17 protein-coding genes are annotated in these 18,784 nt (G+C 64.5%); 9 read left to right on the plus strand and 8 right to left on the minus strand.

Annotated elements, in window-relative coordinates:
* Positions 1–235 precede the first annotated feature (235 nt).
* Both ACK4TE_RS14440 and ACK4TE_RS14445 read right to left on the minus strand, forming a co-directional pair.
* The gene (locus ACK4TE_RS14440) at positions 236–1,135 is read right to left on the minus strand and encodes a hydroxymethylglutaryl-CoA lyase (protein WP_409912235.1); all 900 of its coding nucleotides are present in this window, start codon (positions 1,133–1,135) and stop codon (positions 236–238) included.
* Positions 1,136–1,142: 7 nt separating this feature from the next.
* Positions 1,143–1,973 (minus strand): enoyl-CoA hydratase, encoded by an 831-nt coding sequence (locus ACK4TE_RS14445; RefSeq protein WP_409912236.1) that lies wholly within the window; start codon positions 1,971–1,973, stop codon positions 1,143–1,145.
* A 110-nt stretch (positions 1,974–2,083) separates the two neighbouring features.
* Here ACK4TE_RS14445 and hisI point away from each other — a divergent pair, with 110 nt between their 5' ends.
* Positions 2,084–2,470, plus strand: a complete 387-nt coding sequence (hisI, locus tag ACK4TE_RS14450; protein WP_409912237.1) for a phosphoribosyl-AMP cyclohydrolase — start codon at positions 2,084–2,086, stop codon at positions 2,468–2,470.
* 32 nt (positions 2,471–2,502) lie between these two features.
* On the plus strand, positions 2,503–3,381 hold the full coding sequence (locus tag ACK4TE_RS14455) for an N-acyl homoserine lactonase family protein (protein ID WP_409912238.1): 879 nt from the start codon (positions 2,503–2,505) through the stop codon (positions 3,379–3,381).
* Here ACK4TE_RS14455 and ACK4TE_RS14460 read toward each other — a convergent pair.
* The gene (locus tag ACK4TE_RS14460; RefSeq protein WP_409912239.1) at positions 3,378–5,054 is read right to left on the minus strand and encodes a TIGR00341 family protein; all 1,677 of its coding nucleotides are present in this window, start codon (positions 5,052–5,054) and stop codon (positions 3,378–3,380) included. The genes ACK4TE_RS14455 and ACK4TE_RS14460 overlap by 4 nt on opposite strands.
* Before the next feature lie 83 nt (positions 5,055–5,137).
* Positions 5,138–6,832: an acyl-CoA dehydrogenase family protein gene (locus ACK4TE_RS14465; protein ID WP_409912240.1), complete on the minus strand. Its 1,695-nt coding sequence runs from the start codon at positions 6,830–6,832 to the stop codon at positions 5,138–5,140.
* Between the two features lie 260 nt (positions 6,833–7,092).
* Here ACK4TE_RS14465 and ACK4TE_RS14470 point away from each other — a divergent pair, with 260 nt between their 5' ends.
* A complete protein-coding gene (locus ACK4TE_RS14470) occupies positions 7,093–8,355 on the plus strand; it encodes a hypothetical protein (protein ID WP_409912241.1) in 1,263 nt (420 codons plus the stop codon).
* A 54-nt stretch (positions 8,356–8,409) separates the two neighbouring features.
* Here the strand turns inward: ACK4TE_RS14470 and ACK4TE_RS14475 are convergent, their stop codons facing one another.
* A complete protein-coding gene (locus ACK4TE_RS14475; RefSeq protein WP_409912242.1) occupies positions 8,410–9,216 on the minus strand; it encodes an SDR family NAD(P)-dependent oxidoreductase in 807 nt (268 codons plus the stop codon).
* Between the two features lie 177 nt (positions 9,217–9,393).
* Between ACK4TE_RS14475 and ACK4TE_RS14480 the strand changes: the two genes are divergently transcribed.
* Both ACK4TE_RS14480 and ACK4TE_RS14485 read left to right on the plus strand, forming a co-directional pair.
* On the plus strand, positions 9,394–11,886 hold the full coding sequence (locus ACK4TE_RS14480; protein ID WP_409912243.1) for a TonB-dependent receptor plug domain-containing protein: 2,493 nt from the start codon (positions 9,394–9,396) through the stop codon (positions 11,884–11,886).
* A gap of 86 nt (positions 11,887–11,972) precedes the next feature.
* Positions 11,973–12,863: an alpha/beta fold hydrolase gene (locus ACK4TE_RS14485; protein ID WP_409912244.1), complete on the plus strand. Its 891-nt coding sequence runs from the start codon at positions 11,973–11,975 to the stop codon at positions 12,861–12,863.
* Between the two features lie 48 nt (positions 12,864–12,911).
* On the opposite strand, the gene ACK4TE_RS14490 is transcribed toward ACK4TE_RS14485, so the two are convergent.
* Both ACK4TE_RS14490 and ACK4TE_RS14495 read right to left on the minus strand, forming a co-directional pair.
* Positions 12,912–13,880, minus strand: coding sequence for a cyclase family protein (locus ACK4TE_RS14490; RefSeq protein WP_409912245.1), 969 nt, complete (start codon positions 13,878–13,880; stop codon positions 12,912–12,914).
* A 59-nt stretch (positions 13,881–13,939) separates the two neighbouring features.
* Positions 13,940–14,887: a glutathione S-transferase family protein gene (locus ACK4TE_RS14495; RefSeq protein WP_409912246.1), complete on the minus strand. Its 948-nt coding sequence runs from the start codon at positions 14,885–14,887 to the stop codon at positions 13,940–13,942.
* Between the two features lie 141 nt (positions 14,888–15,028).
* On the opposite strand from ACK4TE_RS14495, the gene ACK4TE_RS14500 reads away from it, so the two are divergent.
* The 4 genes from ACK4TE_RS14500 to ACK4TE_RS14515 all read left to right on the plus strand — a co-directional run bounded on the left by ACK4TE_RS14500 (position 15,029) and on the right by ACK4TE_RS14515 (position 18,067).
* Entirely contained in the window at positions 15,029–15,910 is an 882-nt protein-coding gene (locus ACK4TE_RS14500; RefSeq protein ID WP_409912251.1) for a methylated-DNA--[protein]-cysteine S-methyltransferase, read from the plus strand.
* Between the two features lie 42 nt (positions 15,911–15,952).
* Entirely contained in the window at positions 15,953–16,420 is a 468-nt protein-coding gene (locus ACK4TE_RS14505) for a hypothetical protein (RefSeq protein ID WP_409912247.1), read from the plus strand.
* Positions 16,417–16,893: a VOC family protein gene (locus tag ACK4TE_RS14510; protein WP_409912248.1), complete on the plus strand. Its 477-nt coding sequence runs from the start codon at positions 16,417–16,419 to the stop codon at positions 16,891–16,893. Before ACK4TE_RS14505 ends, ACK4TE_RS14510 begins: the two co-directional genes overlap by 4 nt.
* A gap of 85 nt (positions 16,894–16,978) precedes the next feature.
* The gene (locus tag ACK4TE_RS14515) at positions 16,979–18,067 is read left to right on the plus strand and encodes an SMP-30/gluconolactonase/LRE family protein (RefSeq protein WP_409912249.1); all 1,089 of its coding nucleotides are present in this window, start codon (positions 16,979–16,981) and stop codon (positions 18,065–18,067) included.
* Between the two features lie 3 nt (positions 18,068–18,070).
* On the opposite strand, the gene ACK4TE_RS14520 is transcribed toward ACK4TE_RS14515, so the two are convergent.
* Positions 18,071–18,604 carry a phosphoribosyltransferase gene (locus ACK4TE_RS14520; protein ID WP_409912250.1) on the minus strand — a complete coding sequence of 178 codons (534 nt, stop codon included), beginning with the start codon at positions 18,602–18,604 and terminating at the stop codon, positions 18,071–18,073.
* Positions 18,605–18,784 lie beyond the last annotated feature (180 nt).

Here is an 18,784-nt window from a genome sequence, read left to right on the forward strand (position 1 = left end):
CCGCGCCAGTGCTCCGTACAGGAACAATCTTTGGTCTGGCACAAGCCGCCGCCGAGCTCATTTCTTTATTGCAACCCCCGATCCTCGATTCGACCTAGCCGCTCTTGAAGCCCCCTCGCCCCCGCTTGCGGGGGAGAGGGGAGGAACACCACCAGCCCCAGACACAAACACCGGACGGCCCCGCCGCTCCGGTCACAGGCGCTGCCGTCAACACCAGATGCCCCCCGAGCAAGAATCATAAAGCCGGAAACGCGCCGGCCCGGCTGAGCGCGGACGAGACCCTGTGCCCCAGCACAGTCTCGAGCCATTTCGCGGTGTCGATCAGCTTCGCCAGATCAAGCCCCGTCTCGAACCCGGCGCGCTCCAGCATCCAGACGACATCTTCCGTCGCCACATTCCCGGTCGCCGCCGGCGCAAACGGGCAGCCGCCAATGCCGCCGCAACTTGCATCGATGACATCCACGCCCGCCTCGACCGCGGCAAAAACGTTAGCGAGACCCGCTCCGCGCGTATCGTGAAAATGCAGGCGCAGGAAAACATCGGGCGCCTCGATCCGTACACGGTCGATCCGTTTGCGCACCTCCCAGGGCGTCGCCGCCCCGATCGTATCGCCCAGCGCCAGTTCGCCCACACCTGCCCGCTGCGCCTGCGCCGCCAGATTGCCGACGACCGCGATATCGACATCGCCGTCATAGGGATCGCCGAACGCCACAGAGATGGTCGCCGTCAGCGGAATGCCCGCCTCATGCGCCAGCGGCGCACATTTCGCCAGCATGTCAGCGCTCTCCTGCGGGCTCATGCCCTGATTGCGCCGCCCGAATCCTTCGCCCGCCACCAGCACGAAATTGATCTCGTCCGCTTTCGCCTCGATGGCCCTTCGCATGCCGGTCTCGTTGAGGGCGAGCGCAATATGCCGGGTCGGTTTCGTCCGGTCGAGGCCTGCGAAAACCGCCGGCGAGTCCGCCATCTTCGGCACGGCTTTCGGCGAAACGAAGCTGCCCGATTCCATCCGGCGCACACCGGCCACTTCCAGCCGCGCGATGAATTCCAGCTTCTGCTCAACCGTCAGGTTGGCCGGATCATTCTGCAGCCCGTCACGCGGACCAACTTCGACTATATCGATACGGCGGGTCATGATGCTCCTATTTCCCGGTGAAGGCCGGCGCGCGTCGCTCGACAAAGCTCGCGATGCCTTCCTTGAAATCCTGTGTCGCGAAGCTCTTCTCCATTTCGGCATCCGCAGTTGCAAGAGACTCCGCATAGGACTGGAAATAGCTCTCGCGGATCTGGCGCTTCATGATCGCGACCGAGCGCGGCGACACCTGCGTGGCCAGATGATGCGCGAGCTCGCCGACAAAGCCCATCAGCTCCTCGCTTGGCAAGGCGCGGTTGACGAGGCCGAGGCGTTCGGCTTCCGCGCCGCTGAACTTGCGTGCGGTGAACAGGAGGTCCAGCGCATTTGCTTCGCCGACGAGGCGCGGCAATTGCCAGGCAATGCCATGCTCGGCAATCAGCCCGCGCTGCGAGAAGGCCGTCGTGAACTTCGCATCGGCGGCGGCATAGCGAAGGTCCGCAAACAGCGTCAGGATCAGGCCGATCCCGGCACAGGGTCCGTTGATCGCCGCGATGATCGGCTTCGGGCAGGCGAACATATGTCCGAACCGGCCCGGGAAAGTCTGCTCTAGCGGAGAGACCTCCTTCGGCTTCAGGTCCGGCGTCTTGTCATTGTAGTGCTCGCCCGCACTCGCCTGGATAGTCTGGAGATTGTTCATGTCCGCCCCGGCGCAGAAACCGCGCCCGGCACCGGTGATCACGATACAGCGGACAGCCTCATCCGCCCCGCCCGCCCGGATCGCGTTTTCGACCTCGCTCTGCATGATCCCGGTCCAGGCGTTCAGCCGGTCCGGACGGTTCAGCGTGATCGTCAGCACATGGTCCGAAACCGATGTGAGGATCTCCCGGTAAGCCGCCATCTTTCGTCTCCCTTGTCTGTGAGGTCACCTTATTCCTGTTTCTGCCCATTTGTCAGCGGCCCGGGATGCCGCTTGACCCGAAGGAGCGGGGCTCCTACCCCTCGGGGGCGATGACCAGATTTCCCCCTCCCCTCACAGGCAGCGCGCAGGACGAAACGTCTGAGCTGCGCCCGAACTTCGATGCCAGCGGCCTGATCGCCGCCATCGCGCAGGATGCAGAAACCGGCGAGGTGCTGATGCTCGCCTGGATGAATTCCGAGGCCCTGCGCCTGACGCTGGAAACGAAACGCGCCACCTACTGGTCGCGCTCGCGCGGCGCGCTCTGGGTCAAGGGCGAGATGTCCGGACACGTTCAGGAAGTGGTCGAAGTGCGCGTCGATTGCGACCAGGACGCCGTGCTCCTGAAAGTCCTCCAGACCGGCGGCGCCTGCCATACGGGCCGCGACAGCTGCTTCTACCGGATCGCTGATCCCGGCAAACTGACATTCGAAGACTGAACAGAGACCCAATGGCACGAAAGGAAACGCCCATGCGCCTCGCCCTTCTCCTGACCACCGCCGCGAGCGCGGTCCTGCTTGCCGCTTGCACACCAAACAATTCCGCGCCTGCTGAACCGGAGGCGACCGAAGTCGCCGAAGCCCCGGCCCTGAATGTCAACGTGCTCAATTGCGGCACCATCGCGATCTCCGATCTCGATGCCTTCTCCTCGGCCGGCGACTATACCGGACTGGCCGACGAGTTCACCAATACCTGCTATCTCGTGAACCATCCCGATGGCCGACGCCTGCTCTGGGACACAGGCCTGCCCGGCATCCTCGCAGAAGCGGGCCCGACGACGCAGGCGATCTTCACGGTCTCGCTGGACGCAACGATCACGGACCAGCTCGCCGAGCTCGGCCTGACGCCGGCAGACATCACCTATGTCTCGATCTCCCACAGCCATTTCGACCATATCGGCCAGATCGATCAGGTGCAGGGCGCCACATGGCTCGCGCATCAGTCAGAGCTTGACGTGATCATTCCGCCGGACGGTTCCGCGCCGCAGGTCGATGCCGACCAGGCTGCCCTGTTCCAGGCCTTCGGCGGATTGCAGCGCGAAGCCTTCACCGGCGAGAAGGATGTGTTCGGCGACGGATCCGTCATCATCTTCGAAACGCCGGGCCACACGCCGGGGCATACATCGCTGCAGCTGAACATGCCCGAGACCGGCTATGTGCTGCTGACCGGCGACCTCTATCACCGCGCCGAAAGCCGCCCGCTCTCGCGCGTGCCGCGCTTCAATTTCAATGAAGAGCAGACGCTGGCCTCAATGGCCGCATTCGAGGAGCGCGCACAGCGCCTTGGGGCAAAGGTGATCATCCAGCACGAGCCAGCGGACATTGCGCCGCTGGGCGGCGTGATCCGTTAGTCTGCTGACGGACGGATCAGGATTTCGTTGGCGCGGCGCAGCGCAACCTCGCGGTCCTGCGCTGCGTTTCCGGTTGTCCGGAATTCGCCGGTGATCGTGTAGGCGACGCCCGACCTCGCGAGTTCCGCGCCAATGGCCGATGCGCGGCGATGGCCAATGCTTGCTTCGTTGAAAGATGCTGCTGCGTTCGCTGTCGGAAGAAAGACCACGATATCGACAGCCTTCACGCTCCAGCGGGAAAGCGCCCAGACGATATCAGCGATCGCGTCGGCATGGCCTGCGCCGAGATCGGCGCCATCGCCGCTGAACACGAGCGGCGCAAACTCCGCCTTCGGAGGATCGACGCGGATTTCCCAATCGGCATAGTTGCGCTGCAGGCCCGCCTCCAGCCGGCGGAAAGCGGAGAGCGAGACACCCTCTGTCGGCGCAGCGGAAAAGACAGCACGGCGCGCGGAAGGATTTATGTCGGCAGCGGCCAGGCCGAACGGGAAGGCGGCGCGTAGTTCCCGGTCCGTGCGCCGGTCAGCAGCGGCCGCCTCGATCTGCGCCATCTGCGCCCGCATCGGCGCGCCGAACGACGATTCCGCCACGGCGGCAAGGCGCGCGCGCTCTGAACCGATATCATCATCGATGATCAACTGGTCGAGGGTGACACCGACCGAGCGGCGGAAGCGTTCACTGAGTTGCTCCGCAAGCTGAGCTTCAGCCGCCGGCACCCGCTCCGGGGTCAGCACGGTAGCGCGCACCGCGATGCGATGGTCGCCTGCGCGCGGAAACGTGACGTCGAAATCCGAAATGCGCACTTCGAGGCCTTCAAACGGCGCCGCCATTGCTTCGCGGGCCACATCGCGCACACGCGCTTCATAGGCGATATCGCGCAGGGACAGACCAAGCGGAATCGACAAGGCAAGGAAGACCGAAACGATCAGCGCATTCTGCCAGGCCGCATGCTTCGGGCTGTGGCGTTCGCCGAAGCCGTAGAAGCGCGCAAGGATGGTGACCGAGAGCGCAATCGCCAGAAGGTTCGTCATGAACAGGAAGAAGGCGCCGCCTGCAAACAGGAAATGACCGGTGGCCAGGCCATAGCCGGTCACTGCGAGCGGCGGCATCAGCGCGGTGGCGATGGCAACGCCGACAATGGTTTCACCCTTGCGGTGGATGACGGCATAGCCGCCGGCGAAGCCGGAGAATACGGCGACCAGAAGGTCGAAGAAGTTCGGCCGCGTGCGCGCGAGGATTTCGGTCGTAACTTCCGTGAGCGGAGAAACGAAGACGATGAGGAAAGCGGTGGCGAGGGCCACGGCGCTGCCGATGGCAAGGGAGATCACGGCCCGCCGGAGCGCGGCGAGATCGAGGATCGCCAGCGAGAAACCCATCAGCATGATCGGCCCCATCAGAGGCGAAATCAGCATCGCGCCGATGATCACGGCGGGCGAAGACAGGAGCAGGCCGAGAATCGCGATGCCACAGGACATCACGGTCATGAAGATATAGCGGCCGGTCAGTTCGCCTTCCCCGCGGATATACTCGACCACCTCCTTGTGATGGATTTCGCGAATGCCCCGCCAGCGCGCGACGCGCATACGGCGGCGCCATTCCGGCTTTTTCCTTACGCGCTCCGGAGCGTCTTGCGGCGCGTTTTGAGGCGCGCCCTGAATTTCCGTCTCCGTCATGCCGAAGCCTCCTTGCCTGCCCTTCCGAGCAGGTGCCCCGAAGGGTTTAGCACACGCCGCGTAAACCGCGTATCAATGCCGCGTCAGTTGCCGCCTTCAATCAGGCGGCGGGCAATCACCATCGCCTGCACTTCGCCGGCGCCTTCGAAGATGTTCAGGATGCGCGCATCCTGCAGCACGCGGCTGATCTGGTATTCGAGGGCGAAGCCGTTGCCGCCATGGATCTGCACGGCATTGTCCGCTGCGGCCCAGGCGACGCGCGCGGCGAGCAGTTTCGCCATGCCGGCCTCGAGGTCGCAGCGCTTGCCGCCGTCTTTTTGGCGCGCCGAGAAATAGGTGAGCTGACGCACGCCGAGAAGTTCGGCCGCCATCATCACCAGCTTGTTTGACACACGCGGGAAACCGAAGATCGGCTGGCCGAACTGGTTGCGGTCGAGCGCATAGCGCAGGCCGATCTCGAATGCGTTCTGCGTGACGCCGATGGCGCGCGCGGCGGTCTGGATGCGGGCGCTTTCGAAAGTCGCCATCAGATGCCGGAAGCCCTGCCCTTCCTTGCCGCCGAGCAGGTTCTCCGCCTTCACCCTGAAGCCGTCGAAGCCGATCTCGTATTCCTTCATGCCCCGATAGCCAAGCACTTCGATTTCGCCGCCCGTCATGCCTTCTGCCGGGAACGGCTCGGCATCGGTGCCGCGCGGCTTTTCGGCCAGCAGCATGGAGAGGCCGGAGAAATTGTTGGTGGCCGGATCGGTGCGCACAAGCAGAGTCATCAGGTCCGCGCGCACAGGATGCGTGATCCAGGTCTTGTTGCCGGTGACTTCGTAATATTGTCCGTCTGCAGACTTCACGGCGCGCGTGCGCAGCGACCCGAGATCGGAGCCCGTGTTCGGCTCGGTGAAGACAGCCGTCGGCAGGATTTCGCCGGAGGCGATCGCGGGCAGCCATTTGTCCTTCTGCTCCGGCGTGCCGCCGATCAGGATCAGTTCGGCTGCAATTTCAGACCGTGTACCGAGGGATCCGGTGCCGATATAGCCGCGCGAAAGCTCCTCGGAGACAACGCACATCGCCGTCTTGCCCATCCCGAGGCCGCCGAACTCTTCCGGGATGGTGAGGCCGAAGACGCCGAGCTCGGCCATCTCGTTCACGACGTCCATCGGGATGTATTCGTTGCGCAGGTGCCAGCCATGGGCGTGGGGCTTGATGCGCGTGGAGGCAAATTTCGCGAACTGCTCGCGCACCATTTCCATCGTCTCGTCGAGACCCGTGCGCTCGGCCGTATGACGCGTCAGCGCGTCCGGCAGCAGTGCGGCGGCGGCGGCCATAGCTTCCGGCGTCTTGCCTTCGGTGATGAAACGCTCGATGGCGGGATGCGCGAGAAGCGCGGTCTCTGCCGGGCCGCAGCCGAGATCGGCGGGGCGCACCATTTCGCCCTGGTTCATCGGAATGCCGCCGCGCAGCTGCGCGCAATATTCACCGAACAGGATCTGCGAGAGCAGCGCCTCGATCTCGCCGAACTGGCCTTCGGCTTCCAGACGCGCAGCCCAGCCGGCAGTCTGGCGCAGCGTTTCGAGATAGGTGGCGACCCAGGAGAGACCATGCGCCCGGTGCTGGTGGCGCTCGAACGCGGCGCGGTCAGGCTTGCCATCGGGCAGCGACAGGGAGGCGCGCGCCGCGCGGGTCGCGGCATCGACATAGGCTTCGACCGCAGCCGACGCCTCAGCCATTGCCCGGACAAGACCCTTCATCTGAACCGGCGCCGTCAGTGTGCCTGCCTCACCCATTTGCCACTCCCTCGCATATCTTTGTCTGAGAGACATTATAGGCGCGCGCTGGCGCGCTGCCAGTCCGATTTTGTGCGGCGCAGCATCACGGGACGCCGAGAAACCGCGCGCCTGAGGGAGGTTAACGCTACCGCAAGTCGCGTTAACCAGCAGGCGGTTGAATAAGGTTTCGTTAACCTTCAGTTTCTTAACAGAATATTGGGGCGAGAAGCCCTAACTCCCCGACATTGGTAACGAGTCACAAAGGAACGGCCCGCCGGATGACCCCTTATTCCCGCTTCAGGATGATTTCGAATGTCACGACCACAGCGCTGTTGATGGGCGCTGTCTTTGCGATTTGGCCCGTCGCCTCCGGCATGATCGCGGCCGCGACCGGCAGCCTCACGCCTGCCTATTGGGCGGCGACAGCCGGTGCAGCCCTGACGGCTGTGCTGGTCTCGCTGACGATCAGTGGCGCGGTTTTCCCGCTGCTGTTCCGGATGGGCTTCCTGCGCCGGATGGTGCTGGGCCAGCATTACCTGGAAGGCCTCTGGCTGCAGGCCGAGCATGATGACGAGAATGGCAACCGCCTGACGCTGATCCAGATCAGGCCGCAGGGCTATGGCTACACTTTCTCCGGCCAGATCTTTGACCGCAACCTGAATGTGATGAGCCAGTCGCCCGTCGAGATGATGCGGTGCGGGCCGCTGGATATCTCCTATTTCTATGCCACCCTTCCCGGCAGCGATGGCGAGCGTTCGGACTCGGGCCGCGCCTATCTCAGCTTCCGTCCGTTCCGCGGCCGGGCGCTCACTTATACCGGGTACGGACAATCCGACCTAATGCGCCACAGCTTCCGCATCGAAGGCGTCAAGGTGCGCAAATGGAAAGAGCTGCGTCGCCTGCAGAAGCGCGACATGCAGGCCGAAATCCTGGCGGCCTATTGGGAGAGATTCTTCAACGAGGCTGTGACGCCTGAGGAAGCCCTGCCGGACGTGCCGGAAATGGCGGACCTGCAGGAAGCCTTCGAGCCGCCGGCCATCCGCCGTCCGGTGATTGTGGAAACACATCAGCCTGCCTTTGTCGATCGCCGCAGCGGAGAGAGCGAGGCAAGCGAAGATGGCCCGGTCATCCAGCGCCGCCGTGCCAGCGACTGGCGCTCCGACGATACAACGCCCACCGCTGACCGTATCCGTGCCCGGATGATGGAAGACGCCGCAGAGGTAGAGGAAGAGGAAGAAGAGATCGAGGCGGAAGCCGAGACCTGGGACGAAGACGACATGACGGCTGAAGATGCCGGCGCCGAAGAAGACACCTGGGACGCAGAGGAAGCCGAGGAAGAGACCGAAGAGGAAGAAGAGTACGAAGCCTCCGAGGACGACGAAGAAGACCTCGAAGAACAAGAGTTCGAAGCCGAAGAAGACGAAGAGATCCAGGCTGAGGAAGAAGAGGAATACGAATCAGACGCCGAAGAAAACGAGGCAGATGCTGAAGGCGACAAGGAAGAGCCTGTCCTCATCCGCAACCGCTACGCCCGGCGCTGAGACGCCCCTCGCAGCAGGATCAGACGGCCCCTCCCCGGAGGGGCCGTTTTCGTTTCAGAGCTTTCGGTAACGCGACGACTGTGCGCGCACCATCGCCCGGCCCCAGGGTTCCGGCAGGATGCGCGTCAGCGTTGCCAGGGTCTTGTTCGCCGCGCCGGGGACGACCACCGGCTTGCCGCGATTGACGGCATCGATGCCCGCCTGCACGACAGGCGCGGCGTCCATCCAGAGCCATTTCGGCATCTTGTTGGTCGTCTCGCGCGTGCCGTTGACGTCGTGGAACTCGCTCCAGGTGAAGCCGGGGCAAAGCGCCGTACAATGAATATCCGTATGCCCCAGCGCGTTGCATTCGGCCTCGATACTCTCCGAGAACTTGATCAGGCCGGCTTTGACACTGGCATACAGCGTATGGCCCGCGCTGCCCGCAGCGTATCCTGCCAGCGAGGCTACATTGATGATGCGCCCGAAGCCGCGCGCCGCCATTCCCGGCAGCAGCCGGTGCGTCAACTCCACCGGCGCGGTGTAGAGCACCTGCAGGAAGGCCGCCTGATCTTCCCAGCGCGTCGAGAAGAAAGTGCCCGGCAAACCGTAACCGGCATTGTTGACCAGCGCGTCGACTTCCAGCCCCTTCCCGTCCAGCGCCGCAACCAGCCGGGCAGGCGCCGCCGGATCAGCAAGGTCTCCGGCGAAGACATGCGCCTCGATACCATGCGCCGCGGTGAGTTCCGCCGCCAGCGTCTCCAGCCGGTCTGCCCGCCGCGCCGTCAGGGCGAGGTTCCATCCGAGGGCTGCGTACTGGCGGGCAAATTCTGCCCCGATGCCCGCCGAGGCGCCCGTGATGAGGCAAAGTCTTCTCTTCATGGCCTGAAAGATCACCTGAAATGCGAAAATGTGACAGAAATGCCACAAGATGCGGGCTAAAGTGTGCGGTTAGCCTGTCTGCCTTGTTGCACCTGCGCAGAGGCCCAACTTACGGTCCTGTAGGGGAAACACAACGCCGTGCGGGCTGAACCCGCGCTCATGCAAGGAACGGACACCATGAAGTATCGCACTCTGCTTTTCGCAGCGACCGCGTCCATCGCGCTCGCGGCCGCTTCTGCGCCTGCTTTCGCTCAGGAAGAAACGCCTGCAGCCGAGGAGTCTGCGCGCAAGCTTGAAACCGTCGTCACCGTCGGCACGCGCGTTGCCAACCGCTCGGCACTCGATACTGCCGCACCGGTTGATGTGGTGGCTGCCGAAGCAATCCAGAACGTGGGTATCGGCGAGCTGAACCAGGCCCTGTCAGTTAACCTGCCGGCCTTGAATTTCCCCCGCCCCGCCCTCGCGGACGGGACCGACTCGGTGCGCCCCGCCGCGCTGCGCGGCCTTGCGCCCGACCAGACGCTGGTTCTTATCAACGGCAAACGCCGGCACAAGGCTGCGCTGGTCAACGTCAACGGCACCATTGGCCGCGGCTCTTCCGCGGTTGACCTCAACACCATCCCGAACCTCGCGGTCGGCAATGTCGAAGTCCTGCGCGATGGCGCCTCGGCACTGTACGGCTCTGACGCCATTGCCGGCGTGGTCAACGTACGCCTGCGGGAAGCATCAGAAGGCGGCGCCATCTCCACCAGCTATGGCTGGCGCGAAACAGAATACACTGTTCCGGTGATCCAGCCGACCGCCCCCGGCGTGCCGGACCCCGGCCGCTCGGTCACCCGCGAACGCTCTGACGGCCACGTCTTCACCCTTGCCGGCTGGAAAGGCTTCGCCCTCGGCGACAGCGGCTTCCTGACTGTCACCGGCGAATACAAGGACCAGAACCACACCGAACGTTCGGGCTATGACCACCGCCAGCAATACCCGGCGGGCAATGCCGCCAGCGAAGCGATCATCAACCGCTTCAACGCCTGGACCGGCGAGCCGGAACTCGAGCAGGTCACCCTGTTCGCCAATGCCGGCTACGACCTTGCCAACGGCGCAGAGCTCTATGGCTGGGCCAGCTTCCAGGACCGCGAAACGATCTCGGCAGGCTTCATCCGCGTGGCACAGGATGCCCGCAACGTTATCGAGATCTACCCCAACGGCTTCCTGCCGAAGATCAACCCGACGACCACGGACTATTCTGCCCTTGGCGGCGTCCGCTTCGACTGGGCCGGCTGGGACGCCGATGCATCGATCGGTTATGGTTCCAACAAGATGGAGTTTCAGATCATCGACACGCTGAACCGCTCGCTCGGCCCGGCATCGAAAACCTCTTTTGATGCGGGCGGCTTCGAGCATACGCAGCTCGTCGGCAACGTGTCCTTCGTGAAGGGCTTTGCGGTTGATGGCCTCGCTTCGGACCTCAACGTGGCCTGGGGCGTGGAGGCGCGCCGCGAGACGTATGAGATCTTTGCCGGTGAACCGGACTCCTACCGCAATGGCGGCGTGCTTCTGAATGGCAACCCGACCGCTTCCGGCTCGCAGGTCTTCCCCGGCTTCCGTCCGGAGAACGAGCTCGACAAGGACCGCACCGCGGTCGGCGTCTATCTCGACCTGGAAGCCAACCTGACCGATGCCTTCCTGGTGTCGGGCGCCGTGCGCGGCGAATCCTATTCCGACTTCGGCGAAACGCTGACCGGAAAGCTCGCAGCGCGCTATGACTTCAACGACAACTTCGCGATCCGCGGCTCGGTCCAGAACGGCTTCCGGGCCCCCTCGCTGCAGCAGCAATACTTCACCACGACATCGACGAACTTCATCAACGGCGTGCCGTTCGACATCACGACCTTTACTGTCGATGATCCGATTGCCCGCGCCCTCGGTGCGCAGGACCTTGATGCGGAAACCTCGGTCAACTACGCGCTCGGCGCTGTCTTCCGTGCAGGCGATTTCAGCCTCACCGTCGACGGCTACCGCATCGACGTGACCGACCGGATCGTGCTGTCGGAAAACCTCACCGCCGCAAACGTGCAGGCTTATCTGCAGAACCTGGGCTTCATCGGTGCAGGCGGTGGCCGCTTCTTCATCAACGGCGTCGACACCGAAACGCAGGGCATCGACATCATTGCGAACTACACCTTCCCGGAAACGGAGATCGGCCGGTTCAACGCGACACTCGGCGCTAACTTCAACAAGACCGATGTAACGAAAATCCCGGCGGTTCCGCAACTCACGGCGCTCAATCCCGCTCCCGTCCTGTTTGCCCGCGTCAACGTGCTGACATTCGAGGAAGGCGCGCCGAAGGACAAGTTCACCGGCCAGCTGAACTGGGATTTCGGTCCGTTCGGGGCAACGCTCCGCGCGGTGCGCTATGGCGAGGTACTTGTGCCGCAAACCAACGCAGCACTCGACTACACGCTGTCGCCGAAAACGGTGATCGACCTGGAAGGCCGCTACACCTGGAGAGACAAGCTGACCCTCGCGGTCGGTGCGGACAACCTGCTCGACGAGTATCCGGATGCGGCCCCGCTGGGCCTCAACACGACCGGCAACACGCCGTTCTCCACCTACTCGCCATTCGGCTATTCGGGCCGCTTCGTGTATGCGAAGGCAACCCTGAACTTCTGATCGGATATTCCGCTCACACACAGACGCCGCCCCTTCCCGGGGCGGCGTTTTTCATTAGGGTCGCGGCAACCGATGAAGGAGGCGGCATGCCGCGCGCACGCACGAACGGAATCGAGATCGAGTATGACACGCTGGGCAGCGCCTATGATCCGGCAGTGCTGCTGGTCATGGGCTTTGCCCTGCAGATGACCCGCTGGCCCGAAGGGCTGAGGCGCGGCCTTGCCGATGCCGGCTTCCGGGTGATCTGGTTCGACAACCGCGATGTGGGCCTCTCGACCGAGATCGCGCATTTCACCCCGCCCTCTCCGATGGAGGTGATGCAGGCGGTGATGTCCGGCAAGGATGCGTCAAAGCTCGTGCCCTACACGCTGGACGACATGGCCGCCGATACCGCGGGCCTGCTGGACGCGGTCGGCGTTGCGTCCGCCGATATCATTGGCATGTCGATGGGCGGCATGATTGCGCAGTTGATGGCGCTCGATCACCCGCACAAGGTGCACAAGCTCATTCCGGTGATGACGACCTCAGGCAATCCCGCCCTGCCCCCGCCCACACCCGAAGCGGTCGCCGCCCTGACGGCGCTGCCGCCGGTGCGCACGGCAGAAGCCATTGGCGACATTGCGGTCGTGGCACAGCACGGCATCGGCTCACCGCCCGGTGTGCGCAACTCTGCGGAAATCATCCGTACGCGCGCCATCGAGGATTTCCACCGTTCCGACCGGCCCTTCGGCATCCTGCGCCAGAACGGCGCCGTGCTCGCCCAGAAACGCTGGCATGAGCGCCTCGGCAGCGTGACCGCGCCGGCGCTGGTGCTGCATGGCGCCGCCGATCCGCTGATCCGCCCCGCCTGCGGTGAAGATATCGCGCGCCGCATTCCCGGCGCGCAGTTCCGCGCCCTGGAAAACTGGGGCCACGACCTGCCGGACAGCATGGTGGACACACTGCTCGGCGAGATCGTGCCCTTCCTCAGGTCCTGAAGCGCAAGTGTCCGTTCGCAATCGAATCCCGATTGCTCCGAACTTGCTTCAACGAATGGCGACCGGATTGATGATTGCCTGCACCGAGCCTTCCAGGCGCGGCGCGCCGAGGGTGAAGAAGAATTCCGACACACCATCTTCCGCGAGTTCGTGCGTCACCATGTTCTCGAGAATATAGACGCCGTTCTTGGCGAGCAGGGTCAGGTGTACGTCAAACGGGCGCGCTTCCTTCTCGAAGGGGATCACTTCCAGCGCCCAGGTATCGGCGCCCACAGCAACGACGCCGAGATCTGCCAGATATTGCGCGCCGCCGACACCAAGGCCTGGCTCGACGGGTGACAGCTCGGTTGAGCCTTCCTGCGATTTCATCGTGCCCGTGTGGAAGAGAACAATGTCGCCCTCCCCGATCGTCACGCCGGCCGCTTTCGCGGCGGCGTCGATCTCCGCCTTGTTGAAGGCCGTACCCGGAGCAACCGGATCGCCGAACTGCTTCGTCATGTCGAGCAGCACGCCGCGCGTCGCTACCGGCGGCAGCGTGTGCGTACCAAACTGTGTGAGGCCTGCGGTCGTCACAAACTCCGAAACGGGCACACCGTTATAGTATCGGTGGTCGATGCCCATGTGGCCGAGCCCGTCGAGCTGGCTGCCGATGCCGATATAGGTGTTGACGAGATCGTCATTGCCCACCGCCTTGTTCTCGCCAAGCGGCGTGCCGGAACCGTCCGACAGCTGAAGGATGGTCATGGAGAAGGTGCGCGGGCCATAGGCCGGCGTCGTTTTCCCGGTCACCTGACCCAGCGCATAGGTCTTGCCGGTGGTGATCAGCTTCGCCGCTTCGGCGGTCTTCTCCGGCGAGAGATTGTTCATCGCGCCGAGACGGTCGTCCGGGCCGTAGCGGGAAGGATACCATTCGCCGCGCACAGCCGCTTCGCTTGTGACAGGCGGCTCGGCAATGCCGCTGGACAACTGGCTGCAGGCGGCAAGCAGCGCCGTCGTGGCGAGCAGAATACGTTTCATGTTGGCTCCTCCCTTTTATGGTCAGGAGCCTAACCGCACAGGGCCGCTTGGCAAGGGCATCAGGCCCGGCGGACGAGGAAGCCGGCACGCGGAAAGTGAACATGGATCGTTTCCGCTTCCGGCGTGAAGCGCTGCAGGATGATGCGCTGCGAATCGGCGTGCACCAGTTCGCCCTCGACCCAGACCATGCCGTAATCGTCCGGCGACACAGCGACCCGTTCGCCCGGTGCAAATTCCTGCGGCTCGTTGCGCGTCGTCGCCGCAACAAGGCGCGGGGCCGCGTGCTTAGCAATTTCCAGTGCCTCTTTCGAAGTGATGGTTTCCGGTGTCTGGCCTTCTGCTTCGGCGAGGCGGCGATACCAGGCGGCCGTCAGCGGCGCGCTTTCGAAACACGCATCGGCAAATTCCGGCACGGCCTGCTTCATCCACCAGACATTCATGTAGGCATGCACATCGACGAGGCCGGGCTTGGCGCCGATCAGGTAATTGCCGCTGCCCGCGCCTTTGCCACCGGCGAGGCGTTCTTCCAGCAGCATCAGGCGCGCGCGCCACTGGTCGCGCATCATCGGCGCGGCGGCTTTCATCGCTTCGACATTGAACGGGCGGCCGGAGAGTTGTTCGCGGTCCTTGATGAAGGCTTCGGGCACACTGTCGCCCATCTTGCCGAAGATCACGGCGACCGACGACTGGAACCAGCGCCCGTCGGCCCAGCCGGCTACCATCTGGGCAAGGCCTTCATGCCCGGGCAGTTTCAGGGAGTAGAGCGGATAGCGCGCTTCGATCTCGCGCAGGATGATCGCCGTGTCGCAATATACGTCTGCGCCGATCTGCATCACTGGTGTGCGGCGATAGCCGCCGGTCATCGGCATCAGGTCCGGGCGCGGCATGATCATCGGAATTTCGACCCGCGAATAGGCGAGATTCTTCAGCCGCAGTGCGAGGCGCACTTTCTCCGAGAAGGGCGAGGAAGGGTATTCATGCAGGATAATGCTGCGGGCGTCCGCCATGTGGTCTGTTGAACCTCCCCGATCCAAGGCGCGCACTCTGAGCGTTTTCGCCCCGCGAGGTAAAGAGGGCTTTTTGCCTTGCCGCAGCGCGCCCGCAAGTTTCGGGTGGAACTGGCCGCGCGGGAGGGCCAGATTGCACGCATGTTTGATGCCGCCCCCCTTCCCGAACGCGCCACCGCTTATGAGCGGATCGGTACGGCCTTGAATTGGCTGGGAGACACCTGGCAGGATTGGCCGGACCTTGAAGCCGCCGCGCGCGCCGTCGGCCTGTCGCCCCACCATTTCCAGCGCGAGTTCACCCGCTGGGCCGGGGTCAGCCCGAAACAGTTCCAGGGCGCGATCGCCCACGGCGCGGCCGGCGACCTGCTGAGACAGGGCGCCAGCGTTCTGGAGGCAAGCCTGGAGACCGGCCTCTCCGGCCCGGCGCGGCTGCACGACCTTTTCATCGCGCATGAAGGCCTCACCCCGGGCGAAGCCAAATCCGGCGGCAAGGGCGCTGACCTGACCCTCGGACGCGCGCCCACGCCTTTCGGCCTCGGCGCCTGGCTGATCGGCCCGCGGGGCCTCGTGGCGCTCGGCTTCATCGATGACGGCGCGCCGGCGCGCACCGGCTTCGAACATCAGGGCCGGCCGCAGGAGGAAGCCTTCGCTGACCTCGCCGCCCGCTATCCCGGCGCCTCGATCCGCCGCGATGACACCGCAGCAGAGAAGATGGCCGCCGCCGTGTTCGAGGCGGGCGAGGCGCTGCCCGTCTGCCTTTATGGCACGCCGTTCCGCCGCCAGGTCTGGCGCGCGCTCCTCGAGATTCCGCCCGGCGAGACATGCACCTATGGCGCCCTTGCCGCCCGGATCGACGCCCCCAAAGCGGCCCGGGCTGTGGGCGCGGCAGTCGGCGCCAACCCGATCAGCTGGTTCATCCCCTGCCACCGGGCCCTTGCAGCCGATGGACGGCTGCATAACTATCACTGGGGTGTGGCTCGCAAACGCGCCATGCTCGTCTATGAAAGCGCGCATACAGCCTGAACCCTGCGGCCGGGCTCCGTGCGCCAGCCCCGGATGGTTCCTTTGACTGGTATGTTCGTCTACTTCTTTCTCGTTCTTGCCGTGATCGCCTGGGGCGCCCATCTCGTCTGGCGCTGGAAGCAGACGAAGGATTTCGCGCCCGAACTCCTGAAGTCGCGCAAGGCGAGCGGCGAGTTACCCGAAACGGTTGGGGAAGCCGAATTCACCGATCTCTATGTCCGCGCCGAAGGCCCGCGTGCCGGCACCTATATCTATGCCTGCGGCGCCTTCATGACCGTGGGCCTCGCGCCGCTTTCGGCTGTGTTCAACACGGTGTGGGATACGTTCTGGAAACTCACCGGCGGCTCGCCCGTGTTCGAACAAGGCACGCTGATCCACACGTTCAGCTTCTTCCTCACCTTCATGGGAATCGCCATCGGCATCCTCGCCCTTGCCCTGCATCGCTATTACACGCTGATGCCGCCCAACCTGAAACAGATCATCCGTAGCCTGAAGGAATCGCACGCATGAAATCCCCGCAATTCCTGCACTCCATGATTCGCGTCGGTGATATCGACGCGGCGCTGCGCTTCTTCTGCGACGGTCTCGGCCTCACCGAGATCACCCGCTACAGCAATCAGGCTGGCCGCTTCACGCTCGTCTTCCTCGCTTCCCCGGCCGACATCGAACGCGCCGGCGGCATCCCGCCTGGCAAGAGCCCGACCGAGATGGACATACCCATGGTCGAACTGACCCATAACTGGGACGAGGCGGACTATGACGGCGGGCGCAATTTCGGCCACCTCGCCTACCGCGTGGACGACATCTACGCCGCCACCCAGCGCTTTGCCGATCTCGGCGTCACCATCTCCCGCCCGCCGCGCGATGGCCGCATGACCTTCATCCGCTCACCGGACGGCATCTCGGTCGAACTCCTGCAGAAAGGCACACCGCTCGCGCCGCAGGAACCCTGGGCAAGCGCGCCGAATATCGGGGTGTGGTAGGCACGCCCTATCCGGATACTCGAACGCGTGTTAGCGTCCTGCGAGGAATCGGCCGCAAAGGCCGCGAACGGGGAGACGGAACACCATGCGCCACGCGCTGACAGCTGCCATTCTGGGTCTTGGCCTCGCCGCCTGCACGCCTGCGCCTACGCCCGCGAGCCCAGAGCCGGAAGCGCCGCCCGCGCCGCGCACCTGGAGTTTCGCGGATGGCGAAGTCTTCCCCGCAGGCCGCACCCTGACGCGCCCGGAATCGGGCGTCGTGCTGGCCGATGGCACGCTGGTTGTCGTCGATCAGGTGAACGGCCTCACCGCGATTGCGCCCGATGGCAGCATCCGTCCGTTTGGCAATTTCGCTGCGGCTGGTTACAGCCATTCCCCGCCGGACTATGCCGCCGGCCCGAACGGCGCCGCCTTCGAGCCGGACGGGCGCCATGTGCTGGTCGCCGATGTGTTCACCGGCAGCCTCTGGCGCACCGATACAGAGACCGAGACCACGACCCGCCTCTACCAGCACCCCTTCGGCATCAACTATGCCCACCGCGATTCCACCGGAGCGATCTGGTTTACTCAGTCCACGGAGAATGCTCCGCCACAGTCCGAAGTGCGCCTGTTCGGCGCCCTCAACGGCCCAATGCCGGATGGCGCGCTGTTTCGCATTGCGCCCTCAGCAGACGGCGAACCCCTGCCCGCGCCGGAACGCATTCTGGACGGCCTTCTCTTCGCCAACGGCTTCACGCTGGACGAGACGCGCGGCAAGCTGTTCCTCGCCGAAACCGTTGCCGGCCACATCACCAGCTACACAGTGGACCTTGCCACCGGCGCCCTGTCTGACCGCGCGGTGCTGACCACGCTCACCTCGCCCGACAATGTCGAGCAGGCAGCAGACGGCACGCTTTGGGTCGCGACGCCGATGTCAAACCAGGTGCTGGCGATCAATCCGGATTCGGGCGAAAGCCGCGTCGCCTTCTCCGCACAGACGGAAGAGGCCGCTGCCCTCGCGGCCGAGTTCGACCGCCGCGCGGCCACCGGCGAGCCGCGCCTCGAGCTTCTGTCTTCCGTTGTCTGGGACCCGATGCCCGGCCTCGTCACCGGCGTGATCCACACGCCCGGCGGCGGCCCGGTCTATATCTCCAACCTCGGCAATGCGCTGCTGAAGATCGAAGCGGCGGAGTAGCACCTAATCAAGCGCGCCAATGTACGGCAGGCCGCGGTAAAGGCCCGCATCGTCCATGCCGTAGCCGACAAGGTAGCGGCCCGGCGCATCAAAGGCGCAATAGTCGATCCCGTCTGCGCCGCGCGGCGCCCAGGGCTTCTGGGTGAGCGCCACGGTGATCACTTCGCGCGCGCCCTTGGCCAGCAAGTGTCCCTTGGCAAAATCGATTGTGCGGCCGGTATCGTACACATCATCGATCAGAACCACGCCCCTGCCCTCCACCGAGCGTGCAAGGTCTGCGCGCACGACGACCCGGCCGGAGCTTTCACGCGCATCGCGGTAGCTTTCGAGCCAGATCACATCCAGCACCGGATGCACATTACGACGCGCCAGCGCCTTCATCAGGTCGGAGGTGAACGGCGTCGCGCCGATCAGGATCGACACTGCCGTCCAGTCCCCGCCCGCAAGGCGCGGCGCGAGGCGATCTGCCAGTTCATCCACCCGCGCCATCAGGTCGGCCTCGGAGAGGACAACGTCAAACTTCGGCAGGTCAGGCATATCAGTTCAGGTCCTCGGCGGGGATTTCAGGCAACGCAGGTTCCTCCGCCCGCGGATCTTCCGCAGGCGGCTCATTCGGCACCGCGCTGCGGTCCACGAAGCTGACGACAATCTCGAAGCTCTCGACCGGCGCCGGCTCGACCACCACGCCAAACTGCCCCGCGGCGCCCGGCTCGAGCG

It is taken from the genome of Hyphomonas sp. (assembly GCF_046313975.1).
In the GTDB taxonomy this organism is placed as follows: domain Bacteria; phylum Pseudomonadota; class Alphaproteobacteria; order Caulobacterales; family Hyphomonadaceae; genus Hyphomonas.

Coding starts and splice junctions, on each gene's coding strand:
- ACK4TE_RS14440 (WP_409912235.1), bottom strand. CDS start 1,135: ATGACCCGCCGTATCGATATAGTCGAAGTTGGTCCGCGTGACGGGCTG.
- ACK4TE_RS14500 (WP_409912251.1), top strand. CDS start 15,029: ATGTTTGATGCCGCCCCCCTTCCCGAACGCGCCACCGCTTATGAGCGG.
- ACK4TE_RS14455 (WP_409912238.1), top strand. CDS start 2,503: ATGCGCCTCGCCCTTCTCCTGACCACCGCCGCGAGCGCGGTCCTGCTT.
- ACK4TE_RS14475 (WP_409912242.1), bottom strand. CDS start 9,216: ATGAAGAGAAGACTTTGCCTCATCACGGGCGCCTCGGCGGGCATCGGG.
- ACK4TE_RS14465 (WP_409912240.1), bottom strand. CDS start 6,832: ATGGGTGAGGCAGGCACACTGACGGCGCCGGTTCAGATGAAGGGTCTT.
- ACK4TE_RS14510 (WP_409912248.1), top strand. CDS start 16,417: ATGAAATCCCCGCAATTCCTGCACTCCATGATTCGCGTCGGTGATATC.
- ACK4TE_RS14515 (WP_409912249.1), top strand. CDS start 16,979: ATGCGCCACGCGCTGACAGCTGCCATTCTGGGTCTTGGCCTCGCCGCC.
- ACK4TE_RS14460 (WP_409912239.1), bottom strand. CDS start 5,054: ATGACGGAGACGGAAATTCAGGGCGCGCCTCAAAACGCGCCGCAAGAC.
- ACK4TE_RS14490 (WP_409912245.1), bottom strand. CDS start 13,880: ATGAAACGTATTCTGCTCGCCACGACGGCGCTGCTTGCCGCCTGCAGC.
- ACK4TE_RS14480 (WP_409912243.1), top strand. CDS start 9,394: ATGAAGTATCGCACTCTGCTTTTCGCAGCGACCGCGTCCATCGCGCTC.
- ACK4TE_RS14485 (WP_409912244.1), top strand. CDS start 11,973: ATGCCGCGCGCACGCACGAACGGAATCGAGATCGAGTATGACACGCTG.
- hisI (WP_409912237.1), top strand. CDS start 2,084: ATGACCAGATTTCCCCCTCCCCTCACAGGCAGCGCGCAGGACGAAACG.
- ACK4TE_RS14520 (WP_409912250.1), bottom strand. CDS start 18,604: ATGCCTGACCTGCCGAAGTTTGACGTTGTCCTCTCCGAGGCCGACCTG.
- ACK4TE_RS14470 (WP_409912241.1), top strand. CDS start 7,093: ATGACCCCTTATTCCCGCTTCAGGATGATTTCGAATGTCACGACCACA.
- ACK4TE_RS14445 (WP_409912236.1), bottom strand. CDS start 1,973: ATGGCGGCTTACCGGGAGATCCTCACATCGGTTTCGGACCATGTGCTG.
- ACK4TE_RS14495 (WP_409912246.1), bottom strand. CDS start 14,887: ATGGCGGACGCCCGCAGCATTATCCTGCATGAATACCCTTCCTCGCCC.